The organism is Megamonas sp. (assembly GCF_986095205.1).
In genome coordinates this window covers 35423-58304 of record NZ_CFQVBI010000039.1, presented here as the reverse complement: position 1 = coordinate 58304, position 22882 = coordinate 35423, and the positions used below count along the sequence as shown (strand labels likewise).

Here is a 22882-nt window from a genome sequence, read left to right as displayed (position 1 = left end):
TATTATGCCTATTGATTTTGATAAATTAGAAAGCATACAAAGAAAATCTACTTATGCTCCTAAAGATAAGTATAAAAGATCTTCTTTTAATCCTAATGCTTATAGTATAGATAATAAGTTATTACTCAATTTAAGAAAACATTCTGGAAATAGTCAAAATATAGTTCCCGGTAATGTTAATGCTTATATTGAAGCTAGAGCTAGAAATCAATCTACTTGGGATCGTATTGGTAACTCTCTTGTTCAAACTGTTGGAGAAATAATTGGTGGTACAATTGAAAGTGCAGGTTCTATACTTGCACTTCCCTCTAAACTCATAGATAGTGATGAAGCTTATACTCGTAATTTTTTAGAAAGACTAGGTAATTCCATTAATGAAAGTACTAGAGAAGCATTTCCTATTTATATGACTGAACAAGCTCAACATGGTAGTTTGTTAGATCGTATGAGTGGAGGTGGTTATTGGGCGTCTATGGTTCCCTCTATACTAGGTAGTGCTGCTAGTATAATGCTTCCAGCTCGTGGAGCTTCGTTATTATTAGGTAAAGCTTTTAGAAGTGCTGTTAATCTAGGAAGTAAATCTAAATATGTTAAAGATTTATTTAAGTTGGGTACAAAACTACAAAAAGCTAAAGCTCTAAACAGAGCTAATAAAATAGCAGATATTTATGGTTCTGCTGTTATAGGACGTATTCTAGATTCATCTCGTGAAGCTTATGGTACTTATGAACAAGAACGTGAATGGTTTCTTAATAATTATAAGAACTATGTTGAACGTGATGAAAATGGTAATGCTATTCTTAAAGCTCCGGAATTAGAAGAAGTTCCTTTAAATGATACTAATATCGAAAGTATTGCTGATAGATATGCAGATAATGCAGCTTCTAAAGGTTATTGGAGATCTATGTCTAATATAGCTTATGACGTAGTTGAATGGATGAATATCTTAGGTACTGCTAAAACTCTTACTAAAGCTACTAGAGATAACATTCGTAAAGCTATGGCAACTGGTGATAAATTTGCTATAGTTCGTACATTAAATGCTATACCTAATGCTGATAGAAGTCAAATTCTTAGAGCTATTGGAGGTTTCGCTGGAGGTTCTCTTGCTGAAATGGCAGACGAAATGACTATGAGCATTGCGATGCAAGAAGGTACTCATGCAGCTCGTAAAGATTTTGGTTTGCTTTCTGATACTGATGCTCTTACTGATTTTAGCATGAGAGTTAGTAGTTATCTTAAAGATCCTGATATTTGGACTGAAGGTATTGGAGGTCTTTTAGGTGGTGCTGGTATGCAAGCTATAATGCCATTTATTGAAACTAAGATTAATAAACGTGGTATTGAAAGGGAGCATGAATATCTTAAAGGTATTGAACGAGCTACAGAAGCTATGCGTTCAGGTCTTGACGGTATTGTTGAATCTCTTGCAGAAGGTGATATAGTTGGTGCTAAACTGAAAGAACAAGAAGCTATTCTTAATCAAGTTGCAGCTAATAGTCTTGATGGTTCACTTGAGTTCTATAAAGAGATGCTTAGAAATATGAGTGCTTCTCTTAAAGAAATTCAATCTATTAAAGATAGAAGAGATAGAGGTGAAGCTATTAGTGCTGAAGAACAAATTGCACTTGATAAAGGTGAATCTCTACTAGCAAATGCTAATTACTTTGAACAGACTCTTAATAAGATTGAAGCTGTTGAAGATATTTATAATAAGCATTTCGATGCAGTCAATGGTACTACTGACAAAAATCTCTATGAATATCAACGTCGTATTGCTACTCTTGAAGCTCAAAAAAGACTTAATGAACTAGAACTCGAAGCTATTACAGCTAATCCTGCTGAATATCAAAAGCGTGCTGCTGAATCTAAAGAGTATCTTAGTAATTATGTTGATTCTAAATATACAGACGATAATATTCGTATAGCTAAGAAAGCTGATATAAATACTTATGCTGAAAATAATGCAACTCTTGAAGATGCTAAAGCTGCATTAAGTGTTTACGATAAAATGATTGCTAGTCTTAAGAAACAAATAAGTGAACTTGAAAATGCAATCACTAATGCTCCTAAAGATGCTACTGCTGAGCAATTGCTAGGTCTTAAAATAGCTCTTAAAGGTGCTAATAGTAAACTCGAATCTTATAATAAAACTCTTAGTGATATTAGTAATATTCGAGATACAGCAACTAAAAACATTGAAGCTCTTAATTTAAATAAAGATGATAAAGAGGCTGCTCAACAAGCTAGAACTCTTTTATCTAATCTTACTAATCCAGAAGAAGCTAAACGATTCTATGAAAATAGAAGAACTGCTATTAATGCTGAACTTGATTATTATCGTAATGGTAATGGATTTGAAGATATTAAAGATCAAATCAAATTATATGAAGATGAAATCAAAGCCTCTACTGATAAAGATCTAACTGATGAACTTAATACGTATCAAACTTCTGAAGCTTTACAAGCGGATGAATCAAAGTTCTCTGATTCAGACACAAGAAAAGCTGCATATAATGCCCGTCTTGCTAGACTACAAAGACAAGAATCTGACACTAAAGCCGCTAACGCTCGTAGAGAAGCTGCACTTAAAGCAGAACAAGAACGTCAAGCGAGACAACAAGAAGAACGTGATGCGCTTGCAACAGAAGAAGATTCAAATGCTGCACCGATAGGTAGCGGTACATTTGGTAGATCTTATAGAGAATTTGAAGGTATTAAACCTTTATCCAATGAAGCTTCTAGTCTCTATAATGCTCTTATGTCTGAATCTCAAGTTACAGATTCACCTCTTTCTAACGTTATTGAGAATAGACGTAAAAGTAAATCTCTTACTTCTAAAGATGCAATGCTTCTTGAAGAAATTAAAGAGTTTAATGATGCTACTAATAGAGCTTTAGATAATTCATTTGATACACTTACGACTACAAATCTTAAATGGATTGTTACTCGTATTGCTGCTAAATACTCTATATTTGATAATATATTCTTCGGTCGTAGATTCAATTGGGTTGATGCTGTTACTAAAACAGAAGTTGAATATGCGCCCAGTGTAAATAACGGTGATCTTAGTGCTGAACTTAATAGTTATTTGTGGCATCTTAGTCGTTATACTGCTCAAGTTCTTGAACAAAGTGGTAGACCTCTGCCTAGTTTCTTAGCTGATGTTCACTTTGGTTTAAGTGAGACTACTAAGACTGATATTAATACTCTTACTAACAAAATTATGCAGGAAGCTAAGAGTATGCAAACTAAATTTGATATTATCAATAATACTATAGAAGATAACTTAGGTCGTAAGAATCCTAAATATGCTTTGTATGTATCTATTGGTGGTGTTGAATATAGAGTGCTTAATACTCCGAATCCTCGTAAAGATGTTGGTATTGTTATTGAAGGTTTTGAGAATCAACTTAATCGTTATGTGCTTACTCCTGCTAATATGGCAACTCCTAATGATGATTATATTCTCATTGCTAGGCAGGCACAAAGCTCCGCTCCTGACCAGTCCTTGTCTCCTACCGGGGGCTACAAAGCTCAACAGAGTTCTACTGATGAAACTATTGCTCCTAAAACTGAGATTACAGAGACTGTTTCTAGTGCTAATGGTATTACTACTGAATTTGTAAGTGATGAAAGTTCTACTAATACCGATGATACGCCAATCGAGTTTGTAACGGCTTCAAATCAGCCCCTTATAGACTTCAAAATCGAGGGCATTGATACTAAATCCATGCTTGAATTTTTAACGTCTCTAATGAGCCAAGAGGGGGTAAATTTGGCACTATTCGACACGGATTTGATAAACGCCTTAGTGCTGATTCCGAAGTTGCTTAGAAACACTAAAGTTGGTAGTAAGTACGCTTCTGATGCTTATATTAAAGCTCTAATGAATAAGTACTTTACAGACGCTAAACTTACTGGTATTGAAACTAAGATTATTGAAACTGCTAAGAAAGTTGCAGCTGCTGTTAGTATTAATATTGATGAAGGTGGAAATTCAATTCGATTGAATACTGCTGAAAATTGTCGTAATGCTATTAATGCCCTTGATAATCTTAAGAGTTTATATAAAGATGAATCTAAATGGTTATCAGATATGCAATCTCTTACAGATGCTCTGAATACTATTTATGAATCTGATCTTGTTGCTAAGTTTGCACAAGTTCTTACTCAATCTACAGATTATAATTCTGATGCTATTGCTATACGTCTTGATGAAACTCTTCATAACAAATTTGCTATGATTGCTCAAGACTTAGGTGGTATCTTTGTTGATAATCTTAATCTCTTTGGTACACTTGTTGCTTTTATTAGTGATAGAAGTGGTTTTAGAATTAATAAGATTAACTATTATGATCTTGTTAATGGTATGCGTGAATATCGTGGTGATAACTACAAAGAACTCATACCTGAAATCATGTCTATTATGAATATCACTAATTATCTTCATAATGAATTTAAGAATAGACGTGATTACTATAGTGCTAGATTTGCAGTAACTAAAGATGCTACTTATAAAGAGCTTTATAATAATTATAATTTCTTTTATGATCTTATAGATGTTGCTCCTACTAATGGTTTACCTTTAACAGAAGCTCAAGTTCTTGATTTTATTAATCGTACACCTGAGATTAAAGGTAGAACATATCATGAAGGTCTTGATATTAACTTTAGTCCTAACGGTGCTCCTGAGAATATTCTAGGTAATAGTACTGCTACTAACTTAGGTATTTATGAGTTACTTGATGGTATTAAAGAAGGTGATGAGGTTACTGTAGTTCAAACTGATTTAGAAGAGAATCCTAATAGAGCTTCTTATGATGTTGTAATGAATCGTAATGGTAAAGAGTATAAATTAGGTTCTATTCCTAAACTCGAAACTATTACAAATGGTATAGCGTATACAATTCAAGGTGCGAATGGTGTATATTATCCACGTAAATTTGCATTTACTGATGATATGGCTAAAACCTTTGCTGAATATCAAAGAGAGCTATTTAGATTCATGTATCATTACGATATTGCTTTTAATCCTCGTAATAATATATCTGCTAAAGATAGAGAGAACTCTGAACGTAACATTGATATTATCTTTGATCAGTTTAGAAAAGATCGCTTTAAGAAGCTAATGGATACATTTAAAGAACTTGTGTATTCTAATCTTACATCTAAGCAGATTAAAGATATTATGAATAGTCAGACAATGATCGGAGTTGTTGATTCTGAATATACAAGTGATACTGACGGTGAAATTTCTATTGATAATGTAGCTCTTTCATTTAATCAAATATATCAAATTTGTACTGATTTATTTCCTGCTTCTAGAATTAATCATTCAAATATGGATAGTATTATGAATGCTACGGCTATTACGAAACATTTCAATGACGCTGTTAATCGTCATGAAATGATCTTCCGTAATAATCAAGCTATTCGTAATGATATTCGCTTTACAGGTTCTAATACTTTTAGAATAAGTCATATTAGTGCTGGTAGAATACTAATTAATGATGAAGCTCGCAACGAAGATCATGAAGCTAAACATGGATTACCTATTATGCATCATCGTAATTCTTTATTAGATTCTATTAAGCCTACTAAAGATGTTCTTGATTCTAAAGGTAAACCTAGAGTTCAAATACTAGCTATTGATGAGAATGGTGTTGGTAGAGATCCTAAAACTGGTGGTATTGTTCAGAATATAGATAAGTTTGCAACACCTCATGTAGCTGATACTTTTATTGGTAATAGACGTCATGAAGTTGTTGTTATACCTCAAACTGATTCACTTAATACTGTATTCCCTATATATCCTAATACTATTATGGGTTCTATCACTGATAAAACAGAAGAAGCTCGTATTAGTAAATTAGGTAAATATACAAAATATATTGGTGATGCTATTAAAGAAATTCTTGCTCTTAATACTGGTAATATAACCGAAGCTAGACTTGATATTTCTAATAGACTTCAAAATATTATTATATGTAATGAACGTAATAGTGCCGTTCAAGATGATATTTATTTTCAATCTGGTAACAATGGTGATGGTAGTAAACGTTATGTAATGCTCAAAGCTGTTCTTGGTGATGGTAAAGGTAAAGAAGCTTATCATAAGTTTATTCAAACTACTATTGATGGACGTGACGCTGTTATTCATTATACCTCTAGTAATAAACTTGATGTTGCTAACTATAATGGTGCTTTAAATCATCCTAGTTATCCACATACTGTTTATTACTTAGATACTCCTGCTGATGTTCAAAAGTTTAATAATAAACTTAATAGTATAATTCCTAATCTAGTTCGTCAATTCGGTCTTAAAGATGGAATTGCTGTAGCTAAAGATTCTACTGGTAGTTCTTATACTACTGGATATACAGATCCAGTTACAGGCGAACGTTATGAAGATATATATGACTATTATATGGCAACTAATGCTAGATATTCAGATGTAGCTTCAGTTAAAGATAGATATGGAAATGTTGTAAGTAATGTTACTATTGCTGGAAATGCCCCTATTAAATTTTCTATTGCAACTAAAGCATTTGATACTAAAACTGATGTTCCTCAGCGTTTCTATGATCCCGTTGAATTGCTTAAAACAGTTCAAGATGCTGATCGTTATAAAGAAGATTGGTCTAGTATCTCTAAACTTGCTAATATACTTGAATATGAAGCTGGTATTAATCCAGTTTATATTAAGCATAATGTAAGTGAAGCTAAGATTAATATTGAAAGCGAAGGTTATACTGATCCTGTTAAGACTGCTGATGATGGTTTTTATCGTAATCAATTTAGGATTGATATTAACTACAATTATGATCATGCTAATCGTAAGGAACATCAAGGTTATTTAACTCGTACTCTAGCTCATGAGATGATTCATACTTATATTATGAAATTCTTTAATGCTACTCATCGAGATATTAATAATCCTGAATTACTTGCTAAACGTGAAGCTCTTATTGATTATAATAATAAAGAATGGCAAGAGTGGTTTGCTGATTTTAATCAAGCTGTTATAAATACTCGTGCTGAACTTACAGGTAAAACTGATTTAAATGATCGTGAGAGATTCTTAAAGGATATGCTTAGTGATAAAGGTATTGCTAATAGATTTATTGAAATTGTTAGTCAAGAAATCTCTAGTATATCTGAATCTATTGATACTAAACTTAAAGATCGTGTTAAAGGTACTAAGAATGTTATCAATGGTAAAGATGCTATCTCTGAAATTGTTACTTATGCTTTAACCGATCCTCGTATTTTTAGACTTCTCAATGAACTCCATTCTACTACTGAACGTGTTGAAGGTTCTGAGAATCTTGAAACTCCTACATTTTGGGAGAAGTTTAAACGAGTTCTTCTTAATATATTTGAGAAGATCTTTGGTTTCAAAGATACTGAAGTTAAAACTGATTCTCTTATGGAACGTTTTAATGATGTTCTTAATAGAATCTATAATAAAGACTTTAGAGATATGGAACCTGATGGTATTACTTATGGTATTCGGACGAACTCTCCAGTCCCCGGTAGAGAAGGAGCTGTGGAAAGGAGCGGAACGTCTGCTGTATCTACTGTTGAATCTACGACTACAGAAGTTCAAAATGCTGTTAATACAGCTGCGAATGGTGATGCAAATGCTACTGCTGAATCTCCTACGCAAACTACTCCTCGTCGTAGGGCTAGACTTGGTACTAGTTCCGATAGTAATATCAAAGCTGCACAAGTTCTCGAAGCTGTAAAATATTTACATGATTCGGTTGATAGCTTGAATAAAAATAGTAACTTAGATGAAACTAATAAACGTATTTGTTAAACGTATAAAACTTCTACTATGGGTTTAGATTGTAATATTATCCCTCAGATTAAAGTTGGTGATAGCTATACTGATAGTAAGTGTTTTCAAGATCTATGGGATAGGGCAAAGAAGCTCTATCCTAATGATCCTGTTAAAGCACGTGCTGTTGCTAAAGCTGATTATGATGCTCTTAAATCTGCTTCGTTTACATCCGAGTATGGGGACTGGGTTTTGCTTCGTGCTGTCCAAAATGCAGGACTAACAGACGCTCAATTTGCCACTTTTCAGAGCGTCTATGGCAATAATATAGAACGCTTGACTAAAAGTATTACCGTACCATTAAACGAGCAGGGAGAGCCGGAAATAAGGTCATTTCATAAACATATACCTGCTAAGAAAGCACAAGTTCTGTATGATAATGGTTATCCTTTTATTGCTGATAGTGAGCAAATGTATTTGAATCGTATCTTTGCTGCTATTGCTTTTAGACTTGAACCTCAATTCAAAAATCTTACTTACAAAGATTTTAAGAATGGTGTTACAATTCGTTCTTTAATTGCTACTGTATTGCGTCAGTATGCTCAAAATGATAATCCTGATGTTGGTTATTTAGGATTTGCAGCTCAATACAATAATCGTCTTGATGAACTTGAAGCTGCTGGAGCAACTGATGAAGCTATAGATAATGATGCTCTTCTTACTAGTTATGAAAGTAAGATGAATAATCTTCTTAGACTTGCAGATCAACTTGATAATCTTGATGATCAAGGTATTTGGCAGAGTTTTATTAATTATTATAAAGCCGAATTTATGGCTGATATTAATGATTTCGATGTTGAAGATCACATGACTATGGGAGAGATTAATGGTGCTTCCATGACTGATGAGCAAAATATCAATAAGTCTTGGAATAGTTCTCTTCAATTTAAAGTTGATCGTAAGAATACTGCTTCTTCTCGATTCAAACGTATGCTTACAGAAATGATTTATAATAATCAAAGTAATCTGTTTGCTACACTTGAAGATTCTCAATTTAATGGTACTGCTTCTTATTATAATAAATATGGTTTAGCAATGCCATTTGATATTAATGTTCTTTGGAACTCTTTGATTGATGCTACTCGTTATGCAGCTAATAAAGAAGAGCTTATAAATAGTCTTAAAGTTACTTCTGAATCTGTTTATAATGGTCAGCTTCAACCTATTATTGATCAAATTGAGATTTTTCCGAATGATGATGTTAGTACTATTGAACGTAAAGAAATATTCTACAATATGTACATGGCATCTGTTGATATGGCTACAACTGTTGTTACTCAAAGTGAAACTATGAGTTACAATATGTCAGAAAATGATTATAATCTTGCTTATTCTGTTAAAGAGAGTAATCGTCAGTCATTTGCTACTACTAATATCTACAATCAATATCGTAGTATTCTTAGTAATAAATTTCAATATGTTGGTAGTCGTGCTGCTGTTCAGTATGATATTAATGCTATATATAAAACCGGTAAATCTATTACTGATAAAGTAAATACTTTACTGTATAAATCTAACAATGTTGGTATCAATTGGTCTCCTAATACTATATTTAATTATTTATCTATTAAATTTAGTGTTCCTTTTGATGTAATTAAAGCTTTATATCATGACGGAAATGATGATAATAAAGTTAATAAACTTGTATATCAGAAAATTGAGACTGAACTTGTTAATATTGACGGTGTATTTGATAAGATTCTTAATCAAATTAAAGCTAATGTTACTGATAAGCAAAGTGAAAAAGCTAAAGATCGTCAATCACGTAGAATCAAAAGATTGTTTTATGAAGGCTTCAAAGCAGGAGATGAAATTGATTCTGTTGTGGATGATATGCGTGGTCGTATTAATATTCTTGCAACTGTAGGTGGTTGTGATCCGGCTATTAAAGTTGATTTGTCTTACATTAATGTTCAAGGTGAACAAGAATATACTCCTGAGTTCTATAATCATATTACATCAATGCTTCAAGGTATTGTTAATCGTATTGGTGAAGTTAATGTAGAACTCATGAAATATCGTTTCAATGATTTCTTAAAATCTAAAGGTACTAAATATCATCCTCTTATTTGGAATCTTGGTAATGGTATGGGTGGTGATGGTAAAGGTTTCTTTAATTTTAGAAAAGATGAAAATGGTAATGCTATACTTGACGAAAATGGTTATCGTATTCTTGATGCTGTAAATCCTGTTAATGTTGAAGCTGTTAAAGCTTTTCAATATTCTAGATTTAATGGTATGTCTAATCGTGATCAAGGTATTGGAACTCCTTATGTTGATATGCACGATTATATTTGGACACGCGATGTTATTCTTCGTCAATTTCAAGGACGTTACTCATTACCTTCTGCTGATGCGTCTCGTATATATGAATTTGTAACTGGAAATACTCTTACTGAACCTAATGCTATTAAAAGAAGTCTTCCATTTAAACTTATAGATACCGACGGTACTTTCGTTAATTATCGAATAGCTCGTACTAATGATCTTGAATCTAATTATCTATTTCAACGTGTAAAAGATACTTTTCGTACTGAAATGGAAATGATGCTTGAAGCTAGACGTCTGCTATTTGATTATAATGCTAATACTCAAACTCTTTCTATTAAGAAAGAATTTCTTAGACCTGAAGATGATGTTCGTCAAGAATTTAATTCTTTAAGTTCAGATGAACGTAGTAGAATGATTAGTGATCATAATGGTGATGCGGAAGCTGCTTTTAGAGATTTCTATGAAAGTCGTTCTTTTGATAAAGATATATTTGAAGGTCTTCAAGCTCCTATATTCTGGGATGGTAAAGCTCTTCTTAAAAATGGTAAGCCTACAGGTAATATCTTTAAGTTTGGTAATCTTAATTTTAGATATACTGATGCTAACGGTAATACTACTGTAAGAAGTATTATAGATTATATCGAAGACGCTTTTAATGAGCTTCATCCTAATGCCACAAGTTCATTCGGTAAATTCGAACCATTCATGATTTGTGGTGAAGATTTCAATACTGCTTACGGCGATGTTATTGATAATGCTTATATGCGAATGTTTGTTGATAGAATCAATAGTCATCTTCAAGATGCTTTTGATTATCTAGCTCCTGTTAGAGATAATATTCAATCGACTCTTACATATAAGAATCAACTTAAAGCTCTTAATGAAACGCTTCCTGAAGATTATAAAAATGATCGTTATTGGGGTTATGTTGTTTCTAATCTTCTTTGTAATCATTATGTTGCTGATATAGCTATTCAAGAGATATTCACTGGTTATACTTTTGAATTTAAGAATGCTCTTGATTGGGCTAAGCGTGCATCTCAAGGTGTAAGACCGGGTTCTACTACTCGTTCTAATACTACATATACACAGATTGTTGTATCTGATGTTAATCTTAAAGACAATATGTTACAGAAGATGCTTGAACCATTTGCAAATGATAAAGCAACTTCTGATGAACTTAATAGACGCTTTGGTTCTAAGACTATTACAACTGCCGATGCTTTCAATGTTATTACACAAGATGAGTGTATTAGACGTTTCAAAGCTATGGGTGATTATGATAGTTTTACTTTACCTTCTGGTAGAACTTTAGCTGATATTGTTGCTGATGAGGATACACCTATTAGTCCTAGTGATTATGCACGTATTGTTGAACAGTTAAAGTATTACTTCTATAAACGTGGTAAGTCTACGCTTAATAATAGATTTAATACTGATATTGTGTTTTCGCATCAAGATAAGAATAGTACCCTTGTTATATTCAAACGTATGTACAAAGGTACTGGTTATGAAACTCTTTATGATTGGATGAAACAAGAAGGTATTGATTCTATTAACTTTGAATCTGGTCATAAAGTTGGTGGTATGCCTAAAGTTCAACTCTTTGATATATCTAGAGATATTGCAGTTGATTCTAAAGGTTTCCCTATTTTAGATGCAAATGGTAAATACACTTATACTAATGGTACAAAAGCTACTCTTAATATTCAGTATAATGAAGCTACCAAACGTCTTGAATTAAAAGGTTATCCTAAAGGTGTTGAAGATTTTAAACACACTCTTAGTCATAGTAACCTCTATATTCAACAACAAATTCCTTCACATCTTATGGATGAAGAGAATAAGATTGGTACTCAGCTTCAAAAGCGTATTCTTGATAACCTTGTATTTAATGGAGATTATACTATAGGTAGTACTGTTCGTAAAGGTAAAACTGGAGATTATTCTTATGATGGTTCAGGAGCTTTTGAGTATTATCAGATGTTACTTTCTGCTAACGCAAATGATGAGATGTATCGTTTGTTGGCTGATTGGGGTGCTATTACTAATGACGGTAATATTAAATATACTTCAATTGAAACTGACGGTGGTCTCAGAAATGTTATCGGTGTTGATCTTGATTTAGTTCTTGCAGATCTTCGTAGATATTTTAATGAAACTGAAATTGATAGAAATTTCATAAAAGCTACTGTTGTTGTTAATGGTAAACCTTTTATACCTTTTTATCATCCTACGATTAAGAGTCGTATTGAATCAGTTCTATTAGCTCGTATTACACGTCGTGTTACTAATCTTAAACTTAAAGGTGCTCACGTTACTATTCAACCTGATACTTTCTTACAACCCGCTGCTGTTACGTTGGACAAAAAAGGGATTGTTGAAGGGACCCAAGCTAATGTTCAACGTATGTATCTTGAAGGTCAAATTAAGTTCTCTGATGATTATTGGCAATCTCGGGCTGAACTTAATGAAGATGGTACGATTAAAAGAGATGCTAACGGTACGCCTATAATTAAGAAAAATGCTGACTTTAAACTTCAAAGTGAATATTGGGAAACTAAAGCCGATGGTACTAAAGTCTTTCATCCTGCTGAGATTATACTTAATAACTGGGATTCTCGATTTAAATTAGATGCTAATGGTAATCTTGATTTGAATAGTGTTCCAGAGAATCTTAGAACGATGTTTGGTATTCGTATTCCTACTGAGGGTCATCAATCTATGTTCATTGCTAAAGTTGTAGGAGTTCTGAATAATGGTGCTAGTCAAGCTATAGTTCCTGAACATCTTGTTACTCGTACTGGTTGGGACTATGATATTGATAGTATTTACTTATCTATGAAAGAATTTGACGTTATTGATGGGCAATATATTGAATATACTAAAAATGATAGTGATACTTATAAACGTCAATCTTTGGAATACGTTTCTGATGTTTACTTTAGTAAAACTAAAGATGCACTTAAAAATGCATATCTGAAAGAAAAGATTCCATTAGTTAATGAACTTGCAGATATTAATGCTAAAATCAATGCACAAGCTAGTATTGATGATTCTGTTATAAGACGCTTAAAGCAAGAATATAAAAATCTACAGCAACAACGCTTCTATTCAAAGAATGTATCTGAGCGTAATGCACTTGCTAAAGCTATGGAATTGAAGTCTTCTGAAATTGAAGCTTATAATGCTGCAAATATGAATCCGGCTATATCTGATGCAGAACTTAAAGCATTATATGATACTAAAGCTAGTATTTACTCTAAACTTAAAAAAGCTAAGAGTGATTATGATGCTAAATACGAGAAATTCATTAAAGAAACTGTTACTCCAAAATGGAATAGTCTTAATGAATATCGTCGTATGCCTAGAGCTGCTAAGGATAATGCTATAATTGATACTTGGATTGGTATTCACTCTGATATTAAGAATACTCTTAATAAAGAGAAACCTAATGAGTTTGATCATAGTAAAGCTGCTGCTGCTTATATAAATAGAATTGCTGGTTATGATAACTCTATGATGAATCAGCATTTTCTTATTGATCAGATTAAGATTCGTAATATTAATAATAATATTGCAGTTCTTAAAGGTCAATCCATTGCAGCGGATAATGCTCTATCTATAATGGGATTTACACAGACTATGTTGTCTGATGAATTTGCTATTCCTATTAGACTTAATTTCAGTGATATTAAAGGTTATAATGAAGATATTCCTAATAAAGCTGAATGGGCTAGAAAGCAGATTCTTAAATGCTTTAAAGATGAAAGATTATCTAATGGTGAGCATAGTGTTCAAGTAGATGTAGCTTCTAATAGCGTTACAGTTTGGTGTCGTTCTCTTTATAATAATGATTATGGTACTTGGACTGATATAAATGGTGAGCCTATATCTGCACAGCGTTCTGAATTAACATCTCATATTCTTGATGCTGTTAAAGATAATCTTTGGTTTAATATGAATACATATACTATTGGTAATACCGCTTTACTTGCTTCATTCCCTATAAGTTGGAATGCTAATCTTAATGCTGGCAATGCTAAAGTTGAAGGTACTAATAGATATATCTATTCTGCTCTTATTGAATCTCAGCAAATCATTACTGATTTTGTTACGAATATTTCAATTAAGTCTATTGAAAACTCTAATAACTTCACTAATGTTAGTTTCCATAATGTACGCAGTGATTATATGATTGACGCTGTTGCTACTATGAGTAAACTACTTGCTGATAAAGGTAATAGTCTTAAAGCTTTTGCTAAGAGTTATTTTGAAACTACACAAGATAATGTAGGTCTTAAAGATATTATTACTAAACTTAGTAAATATCTTGCACAAGAAGATCTTAGTAATATGGCAATTGCTAAAGCTCATGAACATGGTCATACGATAAACATGAAACAAACTCATGCCATGGCTAGATTTATTGAAGCTCTTGCAAATGACGTGGGTGTTACTGCATACGAAGTAGATAGTAAGATTCAGAATAAAGCTAAAACTATTACTGAACTTGATTCTCTATTTAAAGAAGGTCAAAACTATAAACATGCAGTTGAAGATTTTGAAGCTTATGCTAATTATCTTAATCGACAACTTGAAGTTTTAGATTATTATATGTACGTTGATAAAGCTGTAAATGCTATGAAACTTGCTCAAGGATGTCTTATTACTGAAAAGAAAGGTGCTGGTCCTAAAACTTCTGAAAGTAATAAGCTCTTTGAATCTATTGCAATGCTTGAGCATAATGTTAATACTCTTATTCAGAATGCTAAAGATGCAGGTATTCCTGAAAGTATGCGCAATGAATTACTCTATAAATACTATAGTGTAAATGCAATTACTGATAAAGGTGAGGTTGTTGATAATTGGTTGCTTAAAGCTAATGATTATCTTCTTGAAAATAAGGATTCTAATGGTAAGGTGATTCAACTTGATAAACCTAAATCTCCTTTTAGAATTGGTGATAAATCAATGATTGAAGCTATATTCCCGTCAGTTGTTAATACTAATTGGGAGATTGAAGATAGTGCTTATCCTATTCTTCAACAACAATTGTATTCTACTAATGAGATTTCTGTTAATATGTTTCATGATCTCTTCATTAGTGAGAATCCTGCTTTTAAAGATAAGATTAATTATTGTATGGCTAAACTTAAACAAATTAATAATCCTGAACTTAGAGAAGCTCTGATTAATTATGCTATTATTGATAAAGTTAGACAAATGCCTTTCTTTAATGATGATAGTAAAAGTCCGGAAACACTTCTTGCTGAACGTGCTAAGTTATTAGGATGTGTTAATATTGTTAAAGACGAACAAACTAATGAATTTAAATTCAAAGGTGCTGTTGATTTAGCTCTTACTAATGTCAATCTTAAAAATTGGTACAATGAACTTGAAAGTAGAAATTATACTCATGATGAAAAAATAGCTATGTTTAAAGAATTACCTGTTGGTATTCAATTAGCTATGGTTAAGAATACACTTACTGATGGTAGATATGTTGCTGTAAATGGTCAATATGTTACTAAAGGTAATCTTAGACTTAATCCTAATCATATTCTTTCATTGCTTTCTCCTAATACTATGGAGAGTACAATTGTAAGAACTGGATATATTTCTATTTCAACTAAGGAAAGTGATGATGTTGATTTTACTAGAGATACATTTTTTCAACTTATTAATAGTCCTGATGAATATTGTCGTATTCTTGGTGAGAACTTAGTTAAATACGCATTTTGGGTTAATAAACTTGATTTTGGTCGTAATCTTTCTAAGTATATTCCTATTGATCTTTATGGTAAGTTCAAAACTAAAGATGGTAACTATGTAAGTGCTTATAAAACTTCATGGGGAGATCAATTTGATTCTATTAGTTTTGAATCTATCGACGGTACTAGTGACAGAGATATTAGATTAGCTATGAGAGAACAAGGTATTACTGATGGTGGTAGTAACTTCCGTTCAGAAAATGCAGCTCTTTATAACTATGCTGAAGCTCTTTATGCTAGTCAAGCGAATAAAGATAATATTCTTCTTAGAACTAACGAAGAACTTGATGTTTTCATCGAAGCTTTTGTTCGTGCTAATTCAGAGAATACTCGTATCGTTAAATATATGAAACCTGAATATATTTATGATACTAATGGTAAGAAGAGTAAAGTTAAAGATCAAACTCCTACTTTTACTAAGATTACTAAGAGTAATTTCTCGAAAGCTGTATTTGATCTTAAAGGTGCAGTAGCTAACGAATGGCATAAAGATGTTGATCCTGAGACTCGTAAGTATATAGAAGATGCTCTTAATAGTGTTATTAAAAATGCTATTGGTGTTAAGCATAATGATATTTGGAATATCATTGGTCAAATGATCTTTGAACCTACTAGATATGTAAACAATTCTAGTTATGCTGATGATATATATCTTAAGACTCGTGAAAAGGTAATTGATAAAGAACTTACTGGTCTTAAAAAGACTTACAAAGCTCAATTACCTGAGGGTATGCTTTATAAACGTTTTGATATTAATGATTGTACGTTCTATTATCCTATTAATAAAACGTTTAAATCTGAATATCTTACTACAGCTAATGATTATTATAAATATAACATTGAAGCCCAAGAGATATACGAAAAACTTGCTACTATTTTGAGTAAGTTCTATCGTAGATTTAATTCGTCTGTTACTAATGTAGAAACTCATAACAGTCTTACGTCAGCTATAGATGCTGCTACAAGTAACGCTGATTATACAATTTATATTGGTAATGAATCTGATACATATAGAGGTCTTATTGATACTTCTGCTATTACTACTATCCCATTGCAGGCAGCTATCAATGACACTTTCGATACCGATACACTACCCTCGGAAATCCAAAATTTGGCACTTGTCGGCAACGGAGAGACGCTTTCTCAATTGAAACGACTAACAATACAAGGACAACTTTTTAAGGGCTTAGACAGGCTTATTCAAAGGCTAAATCCAACTAACGTTAGTGCAATTCAAGCTGATGGTATCAATGATATTATAGTTGATTACATTGGTATTAAAAAAGATCTTAATACTACTGTTCATACTATTAATAACTCAACTCCTAAGTTCTCTAAAGTCTTAGATACAGAGTTCATAGCTGATGATAATACTGGAATTAGTATGTCAAACCTTGAATTTATTAATACTCTTTATGAAGTTGAAAAGACTGCTATTGGTAATACTAAACTTCTTAGAGATGAAATGAATCTCATGGGTGAACTTAATACTAATCTTGATAAGCTTGATGCTAAAGCTCAAAGTGAAATTGCTAGACTTGGTAGAGATATGAATAGTCTTTCTAATTATGTTGAAACATTCAAGTATAATGCTAATATACTAGAGAATGTTAAAGATATGATTAAAGCTATTCAAATGCCAATGGATACTGATACTATATTTAAGCTTTGGACTAAAGGTACTGTTGCTGATCGTAAACAATGGGTTACTGATCTGAATAAACTCAGTAGTCTTATAAAGTCTCAAGCTTATATTGAAGATCTAAATCCTATTGACGAAGCTAGTTTTGAAAATGCTTCTCAAAATACTAAAGATAGTATTGCAGAATTTAATAAAGCTCTTCTTAATCTTAAAGGTTTATATGCTGAGATTATGCCTCTTAAACGTAAAGTTGTTGATGCTTCTAAGATTTACTTTGGTTTCTTAATCAATCAAAGAAGTCATAATCCTGCTTTCAATACTAAGTTTAAGTATATTCAAGATAAGCTTGTTGAAAACGGTTTTAATGCTGATGAAATTGGCGTTTATACTATAAATGAAAAAGATATTCAAGAAAATATTCGTCGTATGCTCGGTGATAATCTTGATTTATCTACTGTTATTAAATGGTTAGATTCTGCTGCTCAAAGTGGTATTCCAATCATTGATACGGTTCTTTCTCAATATGAGTTCCATACGCTTAATGCTACTGAATTTGCTTTCAATAATAACAAGCGTACATTCGCATTATTTAAGAAGTATGATAGATTCTATAAAGAGAAATCTAATGGTAAACCTGATATGACTTTCTCTCAATCTCGTTCTAATGACTTTAGAGCTAGATTTATTAACGAAGCTAATTGTCAACTTGCTACACCATTTGATATGACTAAAGCTAATTACGATTATCAAATTGGTAAAGCTCGTGAATACGATGATTATATTAAGAGAAGATCTGAGTTAGAACCTTTGTTAGAATCTGATGATTTTGCTACAGTTAAGAAAGCTCAAGATGCTCTTGCTAAACTTGAGGAAGAACATAAGAAAAGAGTTCGTGCTGTAGGTAAAACTATATATTCTACTATGAATGTTTCAATGCCTGCCAAAATTATTAAAGGTAGACTTGAACTTGATCTTGAAGATGTATATAGTAATCCTAAGAAGTATTTTCCTAATCTTAGTGCTGAAGAAGCATATTATTATACTAAGCTAATTGAACGTGTCTATAAATCTAAGATTCGTAAGAAATTTGCTGAAGCTAATAATATTAAACTTAGTGTTAGAGGTCAAACTACTAATCGAGTTCTTCTTCAAGTCCAAACTGCCAAAGCTGATTATAGAGACGCTAAGTTTAGTAAACTTACTCATTCTGATATTGATATGATGGTTGAAATGCAAGAGATGTTTGCAGAACTTAATGATGTTGCAATGCCTAACACTGTTAGATCTGCTAGTTTCTTTCCGACTTTCATATCTGCTAATCATGTGAATGCTCTTAAACAACTTGCTGGTTATCATAAGTTGCAAGAAGATGATTATAAAAATACACTTAGTGGAGAGACTCAATACTATCTTAAAGCTACTGCACTTAATCGTCCAGAAGTTATAGGTCGTATTAAGTATGATCTCTACGCTATTACAAATAAAGAAGCTTATGATGCTCTAATTGAAAAAGCTAATAAAATAGCTAAACATAGAGGCTATTATAAACCTATTACTTCTATTGCAGATATTATCGAATATAATAAAGAGTTATCTGATAAACAATTAGGTGATGTTAGAGATCGTATGAACTTTGACCCTATGAATGTTACTCTTAATTATATTAATCAGCTTAAACGTATTAAAGTTAATCGTGACTTTGAGCCTGAACTCAATCTTCTGCAAACTATTCTTGCTATGCCTGAGTTCCAAGCTCGTGAATATGGTGTTAAGAGTAAGAATGTTATTAATAAGATTCTATCTCTTTATACTCATAAAACTGAAGTTGTTTCTCGTAAAGGTAAAGAAACAGAAGCTTTTGATAGATTTAAGAAATTCTATGATGCTTTTGAAGGTAAGAATCGTATTAATACATTAACTGATCAACTTCTTAATATACTTCATACAGTTAATAGTAAATCTCTTATGTGGATGAACTTAACTGCTGCTTTAAAGAATATTGGTACAGGTCATATCAATATTGTAAGCGAAGCAACTGGTGGTGAATTTACTACTAAAGCTACACTTCTTAAAGCTCATGAAATGTATATTAAAGCTCTTCCATCATTATGGGCATCACTTGGTGAATATACTTGTAATAATCTTGATGCAGCTTTAATGAAGTTAGCTGGTAATATTTTTGAAGATCATATTGAAGCTGGAGTAGATACTAAGACTAATATTGTTTCTCTTGGTATGTCTAAATGGGATAATGTGATGTTTGCTCCTAATACTATTGGTGAGCATTATTTGCAATTCGCTACTTTCTTGTCAGCTATGCAAACTCATCGCATTGTTGCAGGTACTATTATGAATTATGATCAATTCGTATTCTCACTTAGAGAACGTCTCTTTAGAGATATGGTTGATGATGAAACTTATACTAAGTATAAAGCATATAAAGATAAACAAGAATCTGTTAAAGGTAATAACGTTGAATTTATAGATTATCTTTCTCGATTTATTGCTTATCGTGCTAATAACTTTACTAACGAATGGAAATCTAATTACGCTAAGGCTTATAAAGAAGGTCTTAAGAATGCTAGAGTTGAGTTTGAAAAGAATCAAGTTATATATGATGCTTTTGAACTTAAAGATGGTATCGCTTCAATTAAAGCTGAAAGTAATATAACTCTTGAAGATTTTGCTAAATTCTTAGGTAAAGTTAAAGGTGTTAATCATAGTTTGCATGGTATTTACAATACTTTCGATAAATCTATGTTATCTGGTAAGATGTGGGGAGAGGCTATTCTTCAATTCCGTAAATGGCTTCGTCCTAACTTTATTAGATATTGGGGTAAACGTGTAGGTAAAATTGTATTTGATGAACGTCTTGAATCTTATAGAAGTGGTGCTTACATGGATATGATAAATTTTCTATTATCTAATGGTAAAAGTGCTTATAGAGAAACTATTGATAAAGCTATAGAAAATGACGAAGATATTGATTTTGCTACTAAAGCTAAAGCTATATTCAATGGGTTCTGCGGTTTATTATATTGGTTCAAAGATATAAACTTTAGATATAATACTCTACCTCAAGCTCAAAAAGCTAATATAAAAAGAGCCATGTTTAATTTTACAACTCTTGTTGGTTTATCTCTTGTAGCTGCTAGTCTATATGCTGCAAAAGATGATGACGATGAACTTGATGAAAATCGATTCTTTGCTCTTGCTTGTTATACTATTTATGGTGTTCAAACTGAACTTTATGAAACTTCACCTTGGGGTCTTTATTCATTCTATAAACGTACTATGGAGGCACCTATACCTTTTGAAACAAGTATGTCTAATGTTCTTAATCTTGCTTATTGGACACTTATTGCTCCAATGATTGTAGATGATGAAGAAATGCTTTATGATAGAGGTACATATAAAGATGAAGATAAACGTTGGATTGCATTTAAGAAAACTATTCCGTTATTCAATCAATACAACAAGATGTTCTATTTACCAAAGAACAATACATACTATATGCAACAGAACCCAATATTACAGATGATAGTTGAACTAAATAAGTAAGGACTTCTGTTGGACTTAAAAAAAAATGAGAGAGGGCTTTCAGATAATACTATCAGTCCTCTCTCTTCTTGTATCTATACTACTCATACTCCTGCTCGTGTCATTGCGAACGCTCCGCCCCGTTCCACATCTATCCCTCTACCGGGGTCTGCAATGCTCCACAATGCCATTTTTGCCACCTGCGGGCTTCATATATTGATTATCTATTGGCAGACGATAACTAGTTCATATCACAAAAGAAAGTGTCTCTATGAGCCTCTATTGAAGTCGTTTTAACCATACGGCTATGATGATTTGTACTAACGTTAATACGACTAGCATTAGAAACGCTAAGAGTAGCTTTCCAAACCCCAGTAGGGAACATGGTGTGGTCAGGAGCGGAACTAAGCATAGCACTTGTAACAGCACTATGCTTAGAAGTATTAATAGTATCCCTCACTTTCACCACATTCACTTAGTCCACCAAAGCTAACTTTATTCACATTAACAATGAAAGGTAGAATCTTCTTAATTTGAGTAGAAGTAACAACAAAACTATTGTTAGTACCCGGATGTCTCATAACATACTTAATACTACCAATATAAAGATTAGGAGATAGACGCTTATGTTTTTGCTTTTCAGAAGCGGTCATAGTAGCGAATCTATATACCTTATGCAAAACAGACCAATTACCAGTAAATTCTTGAATAAGAGTTCCATTTGCATCACGAGTAATCACATTCCCATCAACTTCAATATAACACGTATGTGTTTTAGTTTCTTCCATTATGCAGCTCTTAGTGCCGTTAAGGCAAGATCATAAGCCTTTTGATTTAGCTTATAAGCACCTTTTTTAGTAAGAGCTTCAAAGCGATCTTCAGAAGACTTATAATCAACAACATTATTCAGATAACAACTCACACCATTATAAAGCCAAAGCACAGTACCACGATGTAACTCTTGACCAACACCATTCTCGATAGTATCAAGAACAGCTTTGACTTTATTTTGAGTCTTAGCAGAAATAATATCCTTATCAGCAGCAAAGATATTAGTTCTAAGCTTCATGTGCTCTTGTTGTTCATCATTAAGAAACAGATTATACACAAAGCCAGTCATATTATTAGATTTAATATTAATGGCTTTAAGAGCTTGCATAGATTCTTGCATAGCTTCATGATAGATATGCGTAGCACGAATACTATTCACAGCACTCATAATAGCGTTGTGAACATTCTTTGTATGTTTAAAAGAAAACTGTTGTGTTGCATTTTTAATAGCTTGATTAAGCATATTATTACAAATAACACGAATATTTGTAACAGCACACGTGATTAATCCAGAACCATCATGACTATTGGTAAATAAGAGATACTTATCAATAAGATCTTTATTATCAATAGTGATAGCATCAGGGAATTTTGCAGTTACAAGCATACTTGCGCCATTCTTATAACAACCAGCAGTTTCAATACGAACACTCTTATCGTAATCACATATTTGATTAATAAAATCAAGAGCTACAGAGTTCTGTACAACTTCGTACTTAGAACCAACAGCACCAAATACATGATTTGTATCTTCTCTATAAGTAGCAAAACTGTTAGGAACTTTATATAACAGAAAGCTACCCGGATTAGCAGGATCTTCAAGACGAACACGAGTCTCTTTAATACCTACTTTATAATCAAGATTTGCTTCTTTAATAGCATCCTCCATACTCAAATCATTGATAGGTTTACCCATTTCATTAAATACAAGAGGACGTCTTTGATAATTTACAAAAGGCATAATATACTTTGTTTCAA

5 protein-coding genes are annotated in these 22882 nt (G+C 32.3%); 2 read left to right on the top strand and 3 right to left on the bottom strand.

The features are described 5' to 3' along the window. Positions 1 to 4 precede the first annotated feature (4 nt). Positions 5 to 7825: a hypothetical protein gene (locus AC5LAX_RS05820; protein ID WP_493263778.1), complete on the top strand. Its 7821-nt coding sequence runs from the start codon at positions 5 to 7 to the stop codon at positions 7823 to 7825. Positions 7826 to 7843: 18 nt separating this feature from the next. Beyond that, positions 7844 to 21094, top strand: a complete 13251-nt coding sequence (locus AC5LAX_RS05815; RefSeq protein ID WP_493263777.1) for a hypothetical protein — start codon at positions 7844 to 7846, stop codon at positions 21092 to 21094. Between the two features lie 220 nt (positions 21095 to 21314). Here the strand turns inward: AC5LAX_RS05815 and AC5LAX_RS05810 are convergent, their stop codons facing one another. Genes AC5LAX_RS05810 through AC5LAX_RS05800 form a run of 3 tightly spaced genes read right to left on the bottom strand, consistent with a single transcriptional unit; the run spans position 21315 to position 22865 of the window. Continuing rightward, positions 21315 to 21542, bottom strand: coding sequence for a hypothetical protein (locus AC5LAX_RS05810; protein ID WP_493263776.1), 228 nt, complete (start codon positions 21540 to 21542; stop codon positions 21315 to 21317). Further along, positions 21517 to 21813, bottom strand: a complete 297-nt coding sequence (locus AC5LAX_RS05805) for a hypothetical protein (RefSeq protein ID WP_493263775.1) — start codon at positions 21811 to 21813, stop codon at positions 21517 to 21519. Before AC5LAX_RS05805 ends, AC5LAX_RS05810 begins: the two co-directional genes overlap by 26 nt. Positions 21814 to 21860: 47 nt before the next feature. Continuing rightward, a complete protein-coding gene (locus AC5LAX_RS05800; RefSeq protein ID WP_493263774.1) occupies positions 21861 to 22865 on the bottom strand; it encodes a DUF932 domain-containing protein in 1005 nt (334 codons plus the stop codon). Positions 22866 to 22882: the final 17 nt, after the last annotated feature.

What these genes read in the sequence shown, in the direction of transcription:
- AC5LAX_RS05800 (WP_493263774.1), bottom strand. Translation starts at nt 22,865, where the DNA reads ATGCCTTTTGTAAATTATCAAAGACGTCCTCTTGTATTTAATGAAATG.
- AC5LAX_RS05815 (WP_493263777.1), top strand. Translation starts at nt 7,844, where the DNA reads ATGGGTTTAGATTGTAATATTATCCCTCAGATTAAAGTTGGTGATAGC.
- AC5LAX_RS05820 (WP_493263778.1), top strand. Translation starts at nt 5, where the DNA reads ATGCCTATTGATTTTGATAAATTAGAAAGCATACAAAGAAAATCTACT.